This is a genomic window from Kitasatospora sp. NBC_01266 (genome assembly GCF_036242395.1).
In the GTDB taxonomy this organism is placed as follows: Bacteria; Actinomycetota; Actinomycetes; order Streptomycetales; family Streptomycetaceae; genus Kitasatospora.
Map to the genome: position 1 here is coordinate 7,122,923 of NZ_CP108458.1, position 15,584 is coordinate 7,138,506.

At 74.5% G+C, this 15,584-nt stretch carries 13 protein-coding genes; 7 read left to right on the forward strand and 6 right to left on the reverse strand.

Translation table 11 applies throughout. The annotated features are described in order from the left end of the window. The first annotated feature begins 269 nt into the window (after positions 1 to 269). Both OG403_RS30685 and OG403_RS30690 read left to right on the forward strand, forming a co-directional pair. Entirely contained in the window at positions 270 to 3,431 is a 3,162-nt protein-coding gene (locus OG403_RS30685) for a lantibiotic dehydratase (RefSeq protein WP_329570143.1), read from the forward strand. Next, complete coding sequence (locus tag OG403_RS30690) at positions 3,428 to 4,726, forward strand: lanthionine synthetase C family protein (protein WP_329570145.1); 1,299 nt, start codon at positions 3,428 to 3,430, stop codon at positions 4,724 to 4,726. The genes OG403_RS30685 and OG403_RS30690 overlap by 4 nt, the downstream gene beginning before the upstream one ends. A 133-nt stretch (positions 4,727 to 4,859) precedes the next feature. On the opposite strand, the gene OG403_RS30695 is transcribed toward OG403_RS30690, so the two are convergent. Beyond that, positions 4,860 to 5,294 (reverse strand): CBS domain-containing protein, encoded by a 435-nt coding sequence (locus OG403_RS30695; RefSeq protein WP_329570147.1) that lies wholly within the window; start codon positions 5,292 to 5,294, stop codon positions 4,860 to 4,862. Between the two features lie 286 nt (positions 5,295 to 5,580). Between OG403_RS30695 and OG403_RS30700 the strand changes: the two genes are divergently transcribed. From OG403_RS30700 to OG403_RS30720, 5 genes are all read left to right on the forward strand, one after another. Further along, positions 5,581 to 6,315, forward strand: a complete 735-nt coding sequence (locus tag OG403_RS30700) for a polyprenol monophosphomannose synthase (RefSeq protein ID WP_329570148.1) — start codon at positions 5,581 to 5,583, stop codon at positions 6,313 to 6,315. Between the two features lie 250 nt (positions 6,316 to 6,565). Then, a complete protein-coding gene (locus OG403_RS30705; RefSeq protein ID WP_329570150.1) occupies positions 6,566 to 7,450 on the forward strand; it encodes a metal-dependent hydrolase in 885 nt (294 codons plus the stop codon). A 72-nt stretch (positions 7,451 to 7,522) separates the two neighbouring features. Beyond that, positions 7,523 to 8,707: a PDR/VanB family oxidoreductase gene (locus OG403_RS30710; protein WP_329570152.1), complete on the forward strand. Its 1,185-nt coding sequence runs from the start codon at positions 7,523 to 7,525 to the stop codon at positions 8,705 to 8,707. Between the two features lie 3 nt (positions 8,708 to 8,710). Beyond that, positions 8,711 to 9,544 carry a M24 family metallopeptidase gene (locus OG403_RS30715; RefSeq protein WP_329570154.1) on the forward strand — a complete coding sequence of 278 codons (834 nt, stop codon included), beginning with the start codon at positions 8,711 to 8,713 and terminating at the stop codon, positions 9,542 to 9,544. Further along, positions 9,541 to 11,262: an SDR family oxidoreductase gene (locus tag OG403_RS30720; RefSeq protein WP_329570157.1), complete on the forward strand. Its 1,722-nt coding sequence runs from the start codon at positions 9,541 to 9,543 to the stop codon at positions 11,260 to 11,262. Before OG403_RS30715 ends, OG403_RS30720 begins: the two co-directional genes overlap by 4 nt. Before the next feature lie 31 nt (positions 11,263 to 11,293). On the opposite strand, the gene OG403_RS30725 is transcribed toward OG403_RS30720, so the two are convergent. The 5 genes from OG403_RS30725 to OG403_RS30745 form a co-directional block, all read right to left on the reverse strand. Beyond that, entirely contained in the window at positions 11,294 to 12,523 is a 1,230-nt protein-coding gene (locus OG403_RS30725) for a globin domain-containing protein (RefSeq protein ID WP_329570159.1), read from the reverse strand. Between the two features lie 19 nt (positions 12,524 to 12,542). Next, positions 12,543 to 13,163, reverse strand: coding sequence for a pyridoxamine 5'-phosphate oxidase family protein (locus tag OG403_RS30730; protein WP_329570161.1), 621 nt, complete (start codon positions 13,161 to 13,163; stop codon positions 12,543 to 12,545). Positions 13,164 to 13,315: 152 nt separating this feature from the next. Next, positions 13,316 to 13,465: a hypothetical protein gene (locus OG403_RS30735; RefSeq protein ID WP_329570163.1), complete on the reverse strand. Its 150-nt coding sequence runs from the start codon at positions 13,463 to 13,465 to the stop codon at positions 13,316 to 13,318. Positions 13,466 to 13,777: 312 nt separating this feature from the next. Next, the gene (locus OG403_RS30740; protein ID WP_329570165.1) at positions 13,778 to 14,887 is read right to left on the reverse strand and encodes a hypothetical protein; all 1,110 of its coding nucleotides are present in this window, start codon (positions 14,885 to 14,887) and stop codon (positions 13,778 to 13,780) included. Next, complete coding sequence (locus OG403_RS30745; RefSeq protein ID WP_329572650.1) at positions 14,884 to 15,507, reverse strand: RNA polymerase sigma factor; 624 nt, start codon at positions 15,505 to 15,507, stop codon at positions 14,884 to 14,886. The genes OG403_RS30740 and OG403_RS30745 overlap by 4 nt, the downstream gene beginning before the upstream one ends. Positions 15,508 to 15,584 lie beyond the last annotated feature (77 nt).

The window sequence follows — 15,584 nt, forward strand, 5'->3', positions numbered from 1 at the left end:
CTCCCTCGGCTCGATTGACAGGCACAGGGTAGCCGCCGCCGGACCGCCATCCTATGCGTCGCGCACGTATGTTCCGGTCACGTACCGGCATGTCGCGGGCCAGCTCCGACGATCTTGTTCAACGCGCGTAGAAGGCCTGGTCACCGTACCGCCCGCGCGGGTTGATTCGCTGTTGACCGGCGTTGCCTAGGGTCGATGGCGTCGGAGGCGGGGCCGGCCACCTTTGGCGCCGCAGAGCCCTCGCCGCGCCGCAATCGGGACGGAGCCCCATGCCGCACCTCGCACCCGCCCAGCCCGCCGCCCGCGCGCTGCCCCCCGCCACGGGGATCTTCGCCTGCGCGCGGGTGGCGCTGCTGCGCGCGGCCGTCCGCCCGCCCCAGGGACCGCCGCAGGCCGGGCAGAGCGACCTGGAGCTGCTGCGCGCCGCCGACCACGACCCGCTGCTGCGCGAGGCGATCGCGGTGGCCAGCCCCTCGCTGAGCCGCACCCTGGACCGGATCGCGGCCGATGAGCCGGTCGCCGCCGAGCAGCAGCGCCGGGCCGCCCGCGCGGTGACCCGCTACCAGCTGCGGATGACCGGCCGGGCGACCCCGAGCGGGCTGATGGCCGGGGTCGCCGCGGTCGGCTTCGGTGCGACGCCCGAGGTGCGGTGGGGCTACCAGCACGTCAAGTCGGTGCGCCCGGACCTGGAGTGGCTCACCGCGCTGCTGGACCGCCTGGAGCCGGAACCCGAGGTGCTCGCCGGGCTCCGGCTCACCACCAACGAGTTGTGCCGGCAGCGCGGGGACCGGCTGGTCCTGAACTACCGTCCGATGTCCGGTGCGGCGGACGGCGTCGCGGACGGCGTCGCGGACGGCGTGGCTGACGGCGTGGCTGACGCGGCGGCGGGCAGTTCGGCGGGCGGTGCGGCGGGCGGTGCGGCGGGCGGCGCCGCCGGTCCCGAGGCCTCGGTGCGCCGGACCGAGCTGATCGCCCGGGTCTTCGAGCTGGCCGAGCGGCCGATCGGCTACCCGGAGCTGCGCGAGGCGCTGCTCGCCGGCCGTCCGGGCGCGGCGCCGGCGGCGGTCGACCGGCTGCTCGGCGAACTCGTCCGGGCCCGGCTGCTGCTGACCGACCTGCGGCCACCGCTGGACGCCGCCGACCCGCTGGGGCACCTGCTCGACCGGCTGCCCGACTCCGCGACCGCCCGTGAGCTGGCCGCCGTCCGGCAGGCGCTGGCCGGCTACGCGGACGCCCCGCTGGGCGCCGGGCGGCTGGCCTGGCAGACCGCCACCGCCCGGATGCGCCGGCTGCACCCGACCGACCAGCTGATCCAGGTCGACCTGGCACTCGACGCCGAGGTGCGACTGCCGCCCCAGGTGCGGGCCGAGGCGGAGCAGGCGGCGCACGCGCTGTGGGCGGTCAGCGCCGGGCGGCCGGGCCCGGCGCACCTGCGCGAGTACCACCGTGACTTCCTGGCCCGCTACGGCACGGTGCGCGCCGTGCCGCTGCTGGAGCTGCTCGATCCCGAGACCGGCCTGGGCGCCCCGGCCGGCTACCGGCTGCCCGGTGGCGCGCGGCGGCCGACCGGTGCCGCCGAACTCCCCGACGAGCGCGACCAATTGCTGCTCGCGCTGGCCCAGCAGGCCGCCATGAGCGGTGAGCCGGAGCTGCTGCTCGACGACGAACTGCTCGCCCGGCTCTCCGGCGCCGGCAGCCCGCCGGCCTCCTTCGAGCTGCTGGCCCAGCTGCGCGCCGACGGCGCGACCGAGCTCCAGGAGGGCCGGTTCGAGCTGGTGGTGGTGGGCACCGGGCCCACCGCGGGGGGCAGTGCCGGGCGGTTCGGCGAGTTGCTCGGCCCGGCCGGTGCGGGCTTCGCCGACCTGCTGCGGCAGTTGCCCACTGACAACCCGCAGGCCGTCCGGGCCCAGCTGGTCTTCGCGCCGGCCCGGGCCGGGACCGCGAACCTGCTCCGGGTGCCGCGCAGGCTGGAGCACACCATCACGGTGGCCGAGTTCGCCGACCGGGGCGAGCCGGGCGCGCTCGGCCTGGCCGACCTCGCCGTGGTCGCGGGCCCCGACCGGCTGGCGCTCGTCTCGCGGCGGCTCGGCCGCGAGGTGGTGCCGACCGTCCTCAACCCGCCGGCCACCGAGGCACAGGCGCCGGACGCCGCCCGGCTGCTGGCCGAACTCGCCCGCAGCGGTGAGTCGCCGTGGCCGCGCTGGCACTGGGGCCCGGCCGAGGAGCTGCCCTACCTGCCCCGGGTGCGCCGCGGCCGGACCGTGCTCGCCCCGGCCCGCTGGCGGCCGGACGACCCGGCGCTGTGCCAGGCCGAGACGGGCGCGGCTCAGTGGCAGACCCGCTTCGCGCGCTGGCGCCGGCGCTGGCGGGTGCCGCGGCTGGCCCAGTCGGTCAGCGGCGACCACCGGATCACCCTGGACCTGGACCACCCGCACCACCAGGAGCTGCTGCGCGACGAGTGGGGAAAGCGGCCCGACGCCGTGCTGGTCGAGCTGCCGGCCGGCGGCACCGGCTGGCTGGCGGCCGCCGGGCGCGCCAACGAGATCGCCTTTCCGATGGTCCGCAGCACCCCGGGCCGGTGCGCCGCCCCCGACCTCTCGCCGGCCCGCCCCCGGCCCGCCCACCTGCCGGGATCGCCGTGGCTGGACGCCGAGCTGTTCTGCCCGACGGACCGTCAGAACAAGCTGCTCACCGATCAGTTACCAGCCCTGCTGGCCAGACTGCCGGCCGTGGTGGACCGTTGGTTCTTCAGTCGCCAGTCGGACCCCGAACCGCACCTGCGGCTGCGCTTCCACGGCGACGCCGCGGTGCTCAACTCCCGTCTGCTGCCCGCGCTGAGCAGCTGGGCCAGCGGGCTGCTGGCCACCGGACTGGCCGGGCGGCTGGTCCTGGACGGCTACCAGCCGGAGCTGGAGCGCTACGGCGGACCGAACGCGCTGGCTGCCGCCGAGCGGGCCTTCGAGGCCGACAGCCAGGCCTGCCTGGCGCAGCTGGCGCTGCTGCGGGACGGTCGGCTGCGGCTGGACGCGACCGTGCTGGCGGCGGCCAACTACCTCGACCTGGCCGACCGGTTCGGCGACCCGCGGTTCTTCCTGCGCCCCGGCGCGGCGATCGGGCCGGCCGAGCCGCCCGCCGAGCTGTGGGCGCGGGCGAAGCCGCTGCTCGATCCGGCGGACCGCCCGCGGCGGCTCCGCGCGCTGCCGGGCGGTCCCGAGCTGGTCGAGAGCTGGGCCCGCCGAGCGGCTGCCGTCAGCCACTACCGGGCCCAGCTCGACCCGGCGTGGAGCACTCCCGACGCGGCGCTCGGCGCCCTGCTGCACACCCATCACAACCGCCTGCTGGGCAACGATGCCGCCAGGGAGGGCCGTTGCCTGGCACTCGCCCGCAAGGCCGTCCGCACCCACCACGATCGCCGAAGGGCCCTCGGATGAGGACAACTGCTGAACTGCCGTCGACGCCCGGGCTCGACCCGTTGCGCGAGCGGGCCGCGGCGGCGGTGGCCCGTACCGCCGAGCTGCTCGCCGACCCGACGCGGCCCACCGTGCGGCCGGCCGCCGGGGCCGCCGCGCTCGGCTCGGGTGCGGCCGGTACCGCGCTGCTCTTCGCCGAGCTGGCCCACACCGAGCCGCTCCACCGCCAGGCCGCGCACGCCTGGTTGACCGAGGCGGCGGCCCACGCGAAGGCCGATCGCACGGCGCGGCCAGGCCTCTACCAGGGCGCGCCCGCGCTCTCCTTCGCGATGCACCGGGTGGCGCTGGGCACGGACGACCACCGGGTGGCCCGGGACCGGTTGGGCGGTCAGCTCGGCCTGCTCGCCGAGCGGTTGGCGGCGGCCGAGCTGGGCCGGGCCGAACTCGGCGAGGAGTGCGCCGACCTGGAGGCCTACGACCTGTTCTCCGGCCTGGCCGGGCTCGGCGCCCACCTGCTGGACCGGCACGAGGCGGGGGAGAGCGTCCCGTTGGAGCCGGTGCTGACCGCGCTGGTCGCGCTGACCCGGCCGCTGACCCGGCACGGCCTGCCCGGCTGGTGGGTCGCCCAGGACGTGCGCGGCTACGTGCCCACCGCGCCCCGGGCCGGACACGCCAGCCTCGGTCTGGCGCACGGGGCGCCGGGACCGCTCGCCCTGCTCGCGCTGGCCTGGCGCGCGGGTGTCCAGGTGCCGGGGCAGGGCGATGCCATCGCCCGACTGGCGGACTGGCTGCTGGTCCGGCGCTGGGAGGACGCGGCCGGTCCCTGGTGGCCGGAGTACGTCGAACTGGACGGCCCGTTGGCGGTCCACGCGCCCCGCCCCGCCTGGTGCCACGGCACCCCCGGGATCGCCCGCGCGCTGCACCTGGCCGGCCTGGCGCTGGGCTGCGCGCGCTGGCGGACCACGGCGATCAGCGCGCTGCGCGCCGCGCTGACCCGGCCCGGGCCGCGGGGCCGGCTCACCGACGCCGGGCTCTGCCACGGCTGGGCCGGGCTGCTGCAGACCACCTGGCGGATGGCCCAGGAGAGCGGCAGCCCCGAGTTGGCCGACCAGGTCCCGAGATTGGCCGAGCGGCTGCTCGAACTGCACGACCCCGAAGAGCCGTTCGGCTTCATTCCGGCGGCCCGGTGCGGTGCGCGGACGGACGATCCGGCGGGCTTCCTGACCGGTGGGGTGGGCGCGGCGCTGGCGCTGCACACCGTCGCCACCGGCGTTGCCCCGGCCACGGGTTGGGACCGTGCCCTGCTGCTGGCCTGACGGTTCGGCCCGGCCGTGCTCGCGCGTCCAAGGAGCGGGCCGGGTCCGGCACTTCGGACCCGGCCCGCGACCGCGCGGCAGCCGCGCCACCGCGTCGGGCGGCAGTGCGGCAGTACGTCAGCGCGGCAGTACGTCAGTGCGTCACGAACATGCTGTCCATGAACTCGATGATCTGCTGGTCGGTCAGCTTCTTGGACATCTTGTGGGCGTCCGCCAGGTCCTTCTCGGTGATCATGCCGACCAGCATCCCGTCCTCGATCACCGGCATGCGGCGGATCTGGTGCTGCTCCATCTTCCGCAGCACCGTGTCCATGTCGTCGTCGGCGCGCACGCAGTGCAGGTGGCCGCCCAGGTCCATCGCCGTCATGGTCGACGGATCCTTGCCCTCGGCGATACATCGGGTGACGATGTCACGGTCCGTGATGATGCCCTTGAGCTTCTTGTCCGGCCCGCAGATCGGGAGGGCGCCCACACCCTTGTCCCGCATCATCTTGGCCGCCGCCATCAACGTCTGACTGGCGTCGACGCACTGGGCCCCACGGTGCATGATGTCACGCGCTGTGATCACGATTTCTCTCCTTCCGACGCCGGAGGGTACCGGCTCGTTCACGGTAGGTGTCGATCTCGGGGCTCGCGAGCGGAACCGACGCCGTTCGGCGGCGCCCCGGTCCCGCCCCCGGTCCCGCCCCAGGCGGGCGCTGCGGGGTCCGGCCCGGGGTCAGGTTCTCATCGGGTTCTGCGAATTCCGGGGGACCCGTCTCATCTGCCCTTGCCAACATCTGCGTTGGATGGCGCGGTGTACCGTCTGGGGGTCGACCGCGAGACCATTGCCTTTGCGCTGAACGGAGTATGCCTTGACCCTGAAGACCGTCGTGGTGATCCCGACCTACAACGAGGTCGAGAATCTTCCGCGGATCGTCCAGGAGATACTCGGTCAGGACGTCCCCGGCCTCGGTGTCCTGGTGGTCGATGACGGGAGCCCGGACGGCACCGGAGAGGTGGCCGACAAGCTCGCCGAGACCCACCCCGGCGTGATCGACGTGCTGCACCGGACCACCAAGGACGGCCTGGGTCGGGCCTACCGGGCGGGGATGAGCAAGGCGATCGCGGACGGCGCGGACCTCGTGGTCCAGATGGACGCCGACTTCTCGCACCCGCCGACGGCGCTGCTGCCCATGATCGAGGCCGCGCGGCGGGGCGCCGGACTGGTCATCGGCTCGCGCTACACCCCGGGCGGTTCGCTGGACGAGGCCTGGGGGCTGCACCGCCGACTGCTCTCCCGGTGGGCCAACTTCTACGTCAAGACGATCCTGGGAGTGCCCGCGGCGGACGTCACCGCCGGCTTCAACCTCTGGTCCAAGGGGGCGCTGGAGAGCATCGACCTGGAGCGGGTCGAGTCCAGCGGCTACTCGTTCCAGGTGGAGATGAAGTACCTCGCGTCGCGCGCCGGGGTGCGGATCGCCGAGGTGCCGATCCGCTTCGCGCAGCGGGTCGCGGGGACCTCCAAGATGTCGATCGGTGTCCAGCTGGAGTCGGCCTGGATGCCGTGGCGGCTGCGGGCCAAGCACCAGGGCGGCGTGCAGGCCTGATCCGTTCGGCGGCCCGCGGCTCGGGGCGGCGCGGCGGCAGCGGTTCGACAGGGGCGGGTGACGGCGATGGCCGGCGCCCGCCCCTGTCGCGTGCCCGGGGGCGCGCGGACGTCTCCGGGTGCCTTCGGGCGCGCCTTGATCTCCTTATTAGACTCGATGTCGATAAGAACGGTCGAAACCCTTGTGGCCCGCCATACCCGCCAGTAGTTTGAGGTGCTGCCGCCACACCCGCAGGTCAGGAGGGTCTCCCATGCCCAGAACCGCCCCCGAGGTGCACGCCGACCTCGTGCTGGAGCCGCGCGACGTCAGGTTCGACTGGAGCGCACTGCCGCTGCACTGGATCCCGGACGAGCCGTTCGCCACCCACACGATCAACGTGCTGCACCTGCTGCTGCCCGAGGGCGAGCGCTGGTTCATCAAGGTGTTCAAGGACGCGCTGCCGCTGATCACCGACGAGCAGCTGCGCGAGGAGGTGCTCGGGTTCATCGGCCAGGAGTCGATCCACGCCGAGGCCCACCAGGAGGTGCTCGACCACCTGCTCGCCCAGGGGCTCGACCCGCGTCCGTACGTGCGCCAGATCGCCTGGCTGTTCCAGCGGGTGCTGGGCGAGAAGCCGCAACTCGGCCCCCGGCAGCGGCGGGAGAACATCATCGAGCGGGTGGCCTTCGTCGCCGCGATCGAGCACTTCACCGCCTTCCTCGGCAACTGGGCGCTCAACTCGCCCGGTCTGGACCGGGCCCAGGCCGACCCGACGATGCTGGACCTGCTGCGCTGGCACGGCGCCGAGGAGGTCGAGCACCGCAGCGTGGCCTTCGACCTGATGACCCATCTGGACCCGGGCTACCTGCGGCGGATCCGCGGCATGGCGGTCTCCGGGCCGCTGCTGGTGCACCTGTGGGTGCGCGGGGTGCGGTTCCTGCTGGCGGCCGACCCGACGCTGGAGGGGCGGATCGTGCCGAGCTGGCGCAAGGCGCTGGACGTCTCCCGGCGCGGGCTGCTGCCGGAGCCGATGCAGTCGCTGCGCTCGGGCCTGCGCTACCTCAGGCGCGGCTACCACCCCACCCAGGAGGGTTCCAGCGCCCAGGCGCTGAGCTACCTCGCCACCTCGCCGGCCGCCCGCGCCGCCGCCCGCTGACGCTGCCAGGGACCGCCCGATGCCAGGTAGCCACCCGATGCCAGGGACCGCCCGATGCCAGGGAACCACCCGATGAAGAAGCAGAGCACCCCTTCGCGCGAGACCGCGCCCGCGCCCGCCGCCGTCTTCGGCCGCACCACCCAGCTGGACGTGGAGAACCCGCCGCCGGACCTCTACGGCCGCCCGCAGCCGGACCGCTTCATGCGGGCCGTCACCGCCTTCGGCGACACCTACACCCCCGCGATGGGCCGCCCGCTGCTGCGCCGCAGCCCCCGGCTGCCCGCCCCCCGCGCGCGGGCCCCGCTCTCCCTGGTGGTCACCGCGCACCGCGCGGTCGCCGAGGGGGTCGTCGAGCTGCGGCTGGCCGACCCGTCCGGGGACCGGCTGCCCGGCTGGCAGCCCGGCGCCCACCTGCGGCTGACCCTGCCCTCGGGCCGCGAGCGCCACTACTCGCTCTGCGGCGACCCGGCCGACCGCACGAGCTACCGGATCGCCGTGCGCCTGATCGCCGACGGTGGCGGCGGCTCCCGCGAGATCCACCAGGACCTGCACCTCGGCGCCCGCCTGACGGTGCGTGGGCCGCGCAACGGCTTCGCCTTCTGCGGCGAGCCGAAGCTGCTGCTGCTGGCCGGCGGGATCGGGATCACCCCGCTGCTGCCGATGGCCCGCGAGGCCCAGCGGCGCGGCCTGGACTGGCACCTGGTGCACGCCGGCCGCAGCGAGGCCTCGATGCCCTTCACCGAGGAGCTGCGCGCGCTGGCGGCGATGGGGGTCCCCCCGGCCGGCAGCCGGGGGCGGGTGACCATCCGCACCGAGGACGCCGGGGGTGTGCCGACCGCCGCCGAACTGCTCTCCCTGGCCCGCCCCGGCAGCGCCGTCTACTGCTGCGGCCCGGCCCCCATGCTGGCCGCCGTGCAGGCCGCCTTTGACGCCTCGCCCGCCACCGCGCTGCACTTCGAGCGGTTCGGCGCCGCCCCGGTCCTGGACGGCCGCCCGTTCACCCTGCAACTCGGCGCGGACGGCGAGCGGTTGCCGGTGCCCGCCGACCGCTCCGCGCTCGACGTGCTGCGCGCGGCCAGGCCCGACCTGCCGTACTCCTGCCACCAGGGCTTCTGCGGCACCTGCCGGGTCCAACTGCTGGCCGGCACCCCCGAACACCGCGACCGCCGGCTCACCGCCGAGGAGCGCGCGAGCGGCGCCCTGCTGCCCTGCGTCTCCCGCGCGGCCGAGGGCGAGACCCTGGTCCTGGAGGTCTGACCGATGGCTTTCGGCTACTCCGACCACGACCTCGACCGGTTCCGCGAGGTCCAGCAACTCGCCTACCACTGCGCCGAACAGGTCGCCGCCTGGATCGAACCCGGGGTGACCGAGCGGCAGGCCACCCGGAAGCTGCGCCACTGCCTGGTGGCCGAGGGCGTGGACGACTTCTTCCACGTGCCGTTCGCCTGGTTCGGCGACCGCACCGCCTTCCGGCACTTCCACACCCCGCTCCAGTTCTTCGCCGGCTCCCGGGTGCTCCAGGAGGGCATGCCGTACGTGCTGGACTGCGCCCCGGTGGTGGACGGCTACACCGCCGACATCGGCTACGGCGGCAAGGTCGGCGCCAACCCCGTCTGGGACCGGCTGGCCCAGGACCTCCAGGTCTACCGCGAGTTGATCCTGCGCGAGGTGCGCGCCCGCAAGCCGCTCGACCAGGTCTACGCGGCGGTGGACGCCCAGATCGCCGCGCACGGCTACGACAACCGCCACCAGGTCTACCCTGGGCGGGTGATCGGCCATCAGGTGACCCGCAACACCAGCCGCGCGCCCAAGGGCGTCAACCTCTTCGGCTTCGGCGTGCGCACCCTGCAGACGCTGGGCCGGGAGCTGATCAGCGAGCGCCTGCACGGCCGTTCCCCGCTCTGGGCCGACGGCCGGGCCTCCCGGCACGCGCCCACCCCGGGCCTGTGGGCGGTCGAGCCGCACATCGGCTTCCGCGCGGTGGGCATCAAGTTCGAGGAGCTGCTGGTGGTCACCGAGGACGACGCCTACTGGCTGGACGACGACCTGCCGCACGTGCGGCGCTGGACGAGCCTTGAGGAGGCCGCCGCATGACTGCTCCGGTGACCCGTCGTACGGTCCGCGGCGCGGGCCTCGACCTGGCCGTCTTCGAGCAGGGCGACCCGCTGGCGCCCACCGTGCTGCTGGTGCACGGCTACCCCGACACCCACCGGGTCTGGGACGACGTGGCCGCCGACCTCGCCGCCGACCACCACGTGGTCCGCTACGACGTGCGCGGCGCGGGGGAGTCCTCGGTGCCCGCCGGCCGCGCCGGGTACCGGCTCGAACTGCTGGCCGCCGACCTGTTCGCGGTGGCCGACGCCGTCAGCCCCGACCGCCCGGTGCACGTGATCGCGCACGACTGGGGCTCGCTGCAGTCCTGGGAGGCGGTCACCGAGCCCGGCGCCGAGCGCCGACTGGCCTCCTACACCACGATGTCCGGGCCCTGCCTGGACCACATGGGCTACTGGATCCGGCACCGGCTGCGCCGCCCCACCCCCCGGCACCTGCGCCAACTGCTGGTCCAGGGCGCGCACTCCTGGTACATCACCGCCTTCCACCTGCCCTACCTGGCGCCCGCCTCCTGGCGGCTGGGCCTGGCCCGCGCCTGGCCCAGGGTGCTGCGCGACCTGGAGGCGGTCCGGCCGCGGGCCGGGCATCCCCAGCAGACGCTCCGTCAGGACGCGGTGCGCGGAATCGAGTTGTACCGGGCGAACATGCGCCCCACGCTGCGCCACCCGCGCGAGCGGCACACCGAGGTCCCGGTGCAGCTGATCACGCTGCGCCGCGACCACTACGTCAGCCCGTTCCTCTCCGAGGGCCTGGAGCGCTGGGTGCCCCGGCTGACCCGGCGCGAGCTGAACGCCACGCACTGGTCCGCCCTGCTCGAACAGGGTTCGGTGGTGGCGGGGTTGGCGCGGGAGTTCATCGCCCGGATCGAGACGACCGGCCGACCGCCGGGCCCCGGTGAGCAGGTGGTGGTGATCACCGGCGCCGGCAGCGGGATCGGCCGGGCCACCGCGCTGGCCTTCGGCGAGCAGGGCGCCACCGTGGTGGTCTGCGACCTGGACCTGGCGGCGGCCGAGCGGACCGCCGAACTGGTCACCCTGGTCGGCGGTGCGGGCCACGCCTACCAGGTGGACGTGAGCGACGGCGCGGCCGTGGACGCCTTCGCGCAGCAGGTGGCGATCGAGCACGGGGTGCCCGACGTGCTGGTCAACAACGCCGGCATCGGACACTCGGGCACCTTCCTGCAGACCACCGAGAAGGAGTGGCAGCGGGTGCTGGACGTCAACCTGTGGGGCGTGATCCACGGTTGCCGGGCGTTCGGCGCGCTGATGGTGGAGCGCGGCCGGGGCGGCCACATCGTCAACCTGGCCTCGGCGGCGGCCTACCTGCCGTCCAAGGTGCTCGCCGCCTACGCCACCAGCAAGGCCGCCGTGCTGATGCTCTCCGACTGCCTGCGGGCCGAGTTGGTGGAGAGCGGGATCGGGGTGAGCGCGATCTGCCCCGGCATCGTCAACACCAACATCACCCGGACCTCGACCTTCTCCGGCGTCTCGGCGAGCGAGCAGGCCGCCAAGCAGGACCGGGTGGCCAAGCTGTACGCCCGCCGGGGCTTCCCGCCGGAGAAGGTGGCGGCCGAGATCGTCAAGGCGGTGCGCACCGGCAAGCCGGTGGTCCCGGTGACGGTGGAGGCCAAGGTCGCGCGCTGGGTGGGGCGGATCTCACCCGGACTGCTGCGCCGGGCGGCCCGGTTCAACGCCGGCTGACGGACCGGGCCGCCCGGGCCTCAGACAGACCCTAACGCGACGTCCCGTCGGTGCGGGTGCGCGGCTGCTGGAACGGCGGGATGCCGCCGTCCAGCAGCCCCGAGGTGATGTCCAACTCGGCCGGCGTGGTGCTCAGCTCGTAGTGCAGCCGCTCGGCCGGCACGCCGTCGCGCTGGAACCGCTCGACCATGCTGACCACCATGTCGTCGGGCCCGCTGACGAAGACCTCGTGCTCCACCCAGTGCCCCTGAGCCGGCACCACCTCGGGCAGCCGGCCCACCACCCCCGGGTAGTCGATCTCCTCGGAGATCACCGGCACCAGCAGCAACCGGGGGAAGACGCTGGCCAGTTGCCGCAGGCTGCGCAGGTCGTAGAGGTCGTGGTGGCGCCGCGCGCCGACGAACAGGTGCAGGGTGAGCGGACGGTTGCGCGCGATCATCTCCTCGACCAGCGCCTTCACCGGCGCCAGCCCGGTGCCGCCGGCCACGCAGACCACCCGGCGGGCCGGGCGCTCGGGCAGCGTCAGTGCACCGCGCCCGGGTCCCAGCCGCAGCACGTCGCCGACCCGGGTGTGGTGGACCAGCGTGTTGCTCACCCAGCCCGCCGGGACGGCCCGCACGTGCAGGCTCAGCAGGCCGTCGCGGCGCGGCGCGTTGGCGATCGAGTACGGGCGCCAGACCCGGGGCCAGCGGGCGGTCTCCACCGTGGTGTACTGCCCGGCCCGGTACGGGAACGGGGTGTCGGGGCGCAGCGTCAGCACCGCCAGGTCCGCCGAGCGCTGCTCGTGCGCCACCACCTCGGCCAGCCAGCTCGCCGGACTCCGCCCGTTCTCGGCCTCGGCGGCCCCGCTCATCGCGGTGGCGATCAGGCCGTAGGCCTCGGTCCAGGCCCGCTCGTGGGCGGGCGTCCAGGCCTCGCCGGCGAACCGGCGCAGGGTGCTCAGCAGCGCCGCGCCGACCGCGTCGTAGTGTGCCGCCTGTACCCCGTACTTGCGGTGGTCGCGGCCTAACTGCTCGAGGAAGGAGGTCAGTTCGGCGGGCCGGTCGAGCATTCGGACGGCGCCCGCCAGGGCCCGGAAGAGCCGGTCGCGCTGCAGGTCCATGGCGGGCGGAAAGAGTTCGCGGGCCTCGGGGTGGTGCAGGAAGAGGGTGGCGTAGAAGTGGCCGGTGAGCTTGTCCGCGTGCTGCTGGACCAGCGCGAAGCTCTCCCGGATCAGGGTGAGGTGGTCGGTGGGGCCGGTGTGGTCGGTCTGATCAGTCATGGGATCGCGTGACGCTGGGTCAGTTTCCTTTTCCGCTGGTTTCCTTGGCGCCGAAGAAGTCGCCGCCCTTGCGTCGCGCGTCATCGGTGCCCCAGGCGCGGGTGCGGGGGGCCGGGGCGAACCGGGGGATGTGCTTGGCGCAGTGCAGGTAGGCCTCGTCGATGTCGACCAGCACCCAGTGCTCGGCCCGTCGGCCGGGGGCGGTCTCCAGCGGCAGACCGGGGACCAGCGGGCGCAGTTCGGCGTCCGCCACCACCCGGGCCCGGCCGTTGACGTGCAGGCCGATCACGTCGCGGACGAAGTCGACCAGCAGCAGCCCGACATGGCCGTTCTCGCTGATGTTGCCCAGGCTCGCCATCACCCCGTTGCCCCGGTACTCGGGGTAGGCCAGGGTCCGCTCGTCGATCACGTGCAGGAAGCCGGGCGGGCCGGCCCGGAAGCTGGCGTCGCACTCGCCGTTCGCGTCCGAGGTGGCGACGAAGGCCATCTCCTGCCGGGCGACGAACTCCCGCATCCGCGAGTTGAGGTGGTCCAACACCTGCTCCCGGTAGAAGCGTTCGGCGCGCTCGGTGGTGCCGTGCGCCTGCTGCAGGCGGTGCTCGCCGGTCGAACCGGGATGGTGCAGGAGGTGCTCGGGCATCGGTTCTCCGCGTCTATGTCAAGAGCATGACAATATCTCCCCCGGACGTGCACAACTCTGCTCGAACGCACCCGCGTTCGACCCACCGTGGCACCCTACACGTAGCGCGACGGGAGGTCACCCGCGGGTGCGGTCAGGCTCCGCCGAGGCGTTCAGCGAGCGGCCAGCCGGCCGAGACCGGTAGCCAGTTCCTCGGCGTTCATACAGGGAGTGAGCGAAACCTGGGCGTGCAGGCTCTGCCAGAACGGCTCGCAGGTGGTGACGATCGCGCTCTCGTCGGCCAGATCCACCACGAAGAGCATGTGCCGCCTGCCGTGCTGCGAGGCACACGTCGATGGTCCTTGCCTTCCACCGTAGACCACCGGCTCCACGCCGCTGGGCGACGAGCCTGCAGTGATAGCGATAGCGAGTCCGGGCCCGGGCCCGGCCGACCCCAACCTGGCCGGGCCCGGACTCGCGCCGCGGGGTGACGGACCCGGGGGAGTCCGCTACCCCGCGGCACCGGCGACCGAAACTCATGCACAGTCGGGCCGCCGGAGTTCCGGGAGGGTGGTGTGCCCGGGGAAGCCACCACCCTCCCGGAGTCTGAGGGGGTACTGCTGGGTGCCGCTCGGTCAGGCCGGCGGCCTCCTGTGGTCGGCATCGCCGCCGCCCTGCCCCTGCGGGGTGTGGCCGGCGCCGTCCCCGTCGGACGGGGACCCGGCGCTGCTGCCCTGCTCGGGGGTCGGGGTCGGCGGGTGGGCCTGGACGGACGTGCCGACCGACGGGGTGGCCGCCGGGGGACTCCCCGGCGTGTCCTTGTCGCCCGGACCGCCCTTGCCGCCGTCCTTCTGCAACGCGGCGCAGTACGTCCGGACCCGGTTCGAGCCGCCTGCCGCGCGCATCAGCGGCTCGAACCGGGAGTCACTGGTGCCCGATTGGTCGTCGCCCGGCCACAGGTGGCAGAGCGGCAGCAGAACAGCCGGGCTGTTCGAACCGCCGGGCGTCGACTGCCCGGGCGCGGCGGCCTGGCCGGACGGACCCGCGGCCGAGGCGGCGGCCGTGGGCTGGGCGCTGTCGTCGCCGTTGTCCCCCGGTCCGGGCGAGCCGTCACCCGGACCGTCGGTCGGGTTGTCGGCCGGCCCGCCGGACGACCCGGGGGGCAGCCCTCGTGCGGTGGCCGATCCACTGACCCGGCCGCTACCGGGGCGGGTGGGCCGCGCCGTGCCGACCCAGCTGCTGGCCGAGGCGGCCGACACCGCTCCGGCGGCCACCGTGTTCTCGGAGTGCCCGGTGCTCCCCGCGAACCCGGGGCCGCCCAGCACGCCCGGCAGGTGCCCGGTCCCGGCCGCCACCGCGACCCCGCCGATCGCCGTCACCGCGAACGCTGCCGCGGCGGCCTTCGCACGGAGGAACCGCGTGGGCACGCGGATCCCCTGCGGTGCGCAGCTGGCCATCGGGCGACTCCGGGGTTTGGTCGAGGCGGGTGCGGTGCTGGTGGGCCTGAGGGAACGGGACAGGGACGGTGCGGTACTGCTCTGGCGGGTCACAGCGAGGCGGGCGGCCTCCCGGAACGCGGTCACGGCCGCTTCCTCCCCGGCCAGTTCGCGCGGCGTGGCGGGAGCGGCCGCGGCGGCGAGCAGTCCGGAGAGGGCGCCCGGACCGTCCTGCGTACCGTCCACGGCGCCGGCCAGCAGGTGCTCGGCGGCGTCGCGGTCGATCCGACGGGATCGGTTGGTGCTCATCTCATGTCCTTCAGCGTCGAGGCTCCGGGTTGTGTCACACCTTCGGCAGAATTTTTTTCGGGCCGTTTCGACGGGCCTCGCTGAGCGGGGACGGCGCCGGGCGGATCCAGCAGTTTGGCCAGCCTGCGCAGGCCCCGATGGGCGGCCATCCGCACGGTGCCGGCCCGCTTGCCGAGCACCTTCGCCGCGCTCTCCGCGTCCAGTTGCAGCACCACCCGCAGCAGCACCGCCTCGGCCTGGTCCCTGGGCAGGCCGGCGATCAGGTCCAGCGCCTGCCGGGTCGCCAGGCCGGCCAGCACGCTGGCCTCGGTGTCGTCCCCGGCGGGCAGCTCGAGCAGTTCCTCCACCGGCAGGTCGGCGGTCGGCCGGCGCCGCCGGGCCCGCAGGTGGTCCAGCGCGCGGTTGCGGGCGATGGTCGCCGCCCAGCCCCGGAAGGCGTCGCCGTCGCCGTGGAAGGTGTGCAGGTCCCGGGCTATCTGCAGCCAGGCCTCGGAGGCGATGTCCTCCGCGTCCGAACCGTCCCCGCCGACCATCACCCGCAGGTAGCGCAGCAGCAGCGGCTGCACGGTGCGAAAAACCAGCCGGAACGCCTGCTCGTCGCCGGCCTGCGCCGCCCGCACCGCGTGCCCGAGTCTCTCGGTTCTCTCGGTCTGCGAGGGGTCGACGGCCGGCGAGGTCGGTGGCGGGCCGGCGGCGT

What these genes read in the sequence shown, in the direction of transcription:
- OG403_RS30725 (WP_329570159.1), bottom strand. Translation starts at nt 12,523, where the DNA reads ATGACTGATCAGACCGACCACACCGGCCCCACCGACCACCTCACCCTG.
- OG403_RS30710 (WP_329570152.1), top strand. Translation starts at nt 7,523, where the DNA reads ATGAAGAAGCAGAGCACCCCTTCGCGCGAGACCGCGCCCGCGCCCGCC.
- OG403_RS30685 (WP_329570143.1), top strand. Translation starts at nt 270, where the DNA reads ATGCCGCACCTCGCACCCGCCCAGCCCGCCGCCCGCGCGCTGCCCCCC.
- OG403_RS30740 (WP_329570165.1), bottom strand. Translation starts at nt 14,887, where the DNA reads ATGAGCACCAACCGATCCCGTCGGATCGACCGCGACGCCGCCGAGCAC.
- OG403_RS30715 (WP_329570154.1), top strand. Translation starts at nt 8,711, where the DNA reads ATGGCTTTCGGCTACTCCGACCACGACCTCGACCGGTTCCGCGAGGTC.
- OG403_RS30690 (WP_329570145.1), top strand. Translation starts at nt 3,428, where the DNA reads ATGAGGACAACTGCTGAACTGCCGTCGACGCCCGGGCTCGACCCGTTG.
- OG403_RS30730 (WP_329570161.1), bottom strand. Translation starts at nt 13,163, where the DNA reads ATGCCCGAGCACCTCCTGCACCATCCCGGTTCGACCGGCGAGCACCGC.
- OG403_RS30720 (WP_329570157.1), top strand. Translation starts at nt 9,541, where the DNA reads ATGACTGCTCCGGTGACCCGTCGTACGGTCCGCGGCGCGGGCCTCGAC.
- OG403_RS30735 (WP_329570163.1), bottom strand. Translation starts at nt 13,465, where the DNA reads ATGCTCTTCGTGGTGGATCTGGCCGACGAGAGCGCGATCGTCACCACC.
- OG403_RS30705 (WP_329570150.1), top strand. Translation starts at nt 6,566, where the DNA reads ATGCCCAGAACCGCCCCCGAGGTGCACGCCGACCTCGTGCTGGAGCCG.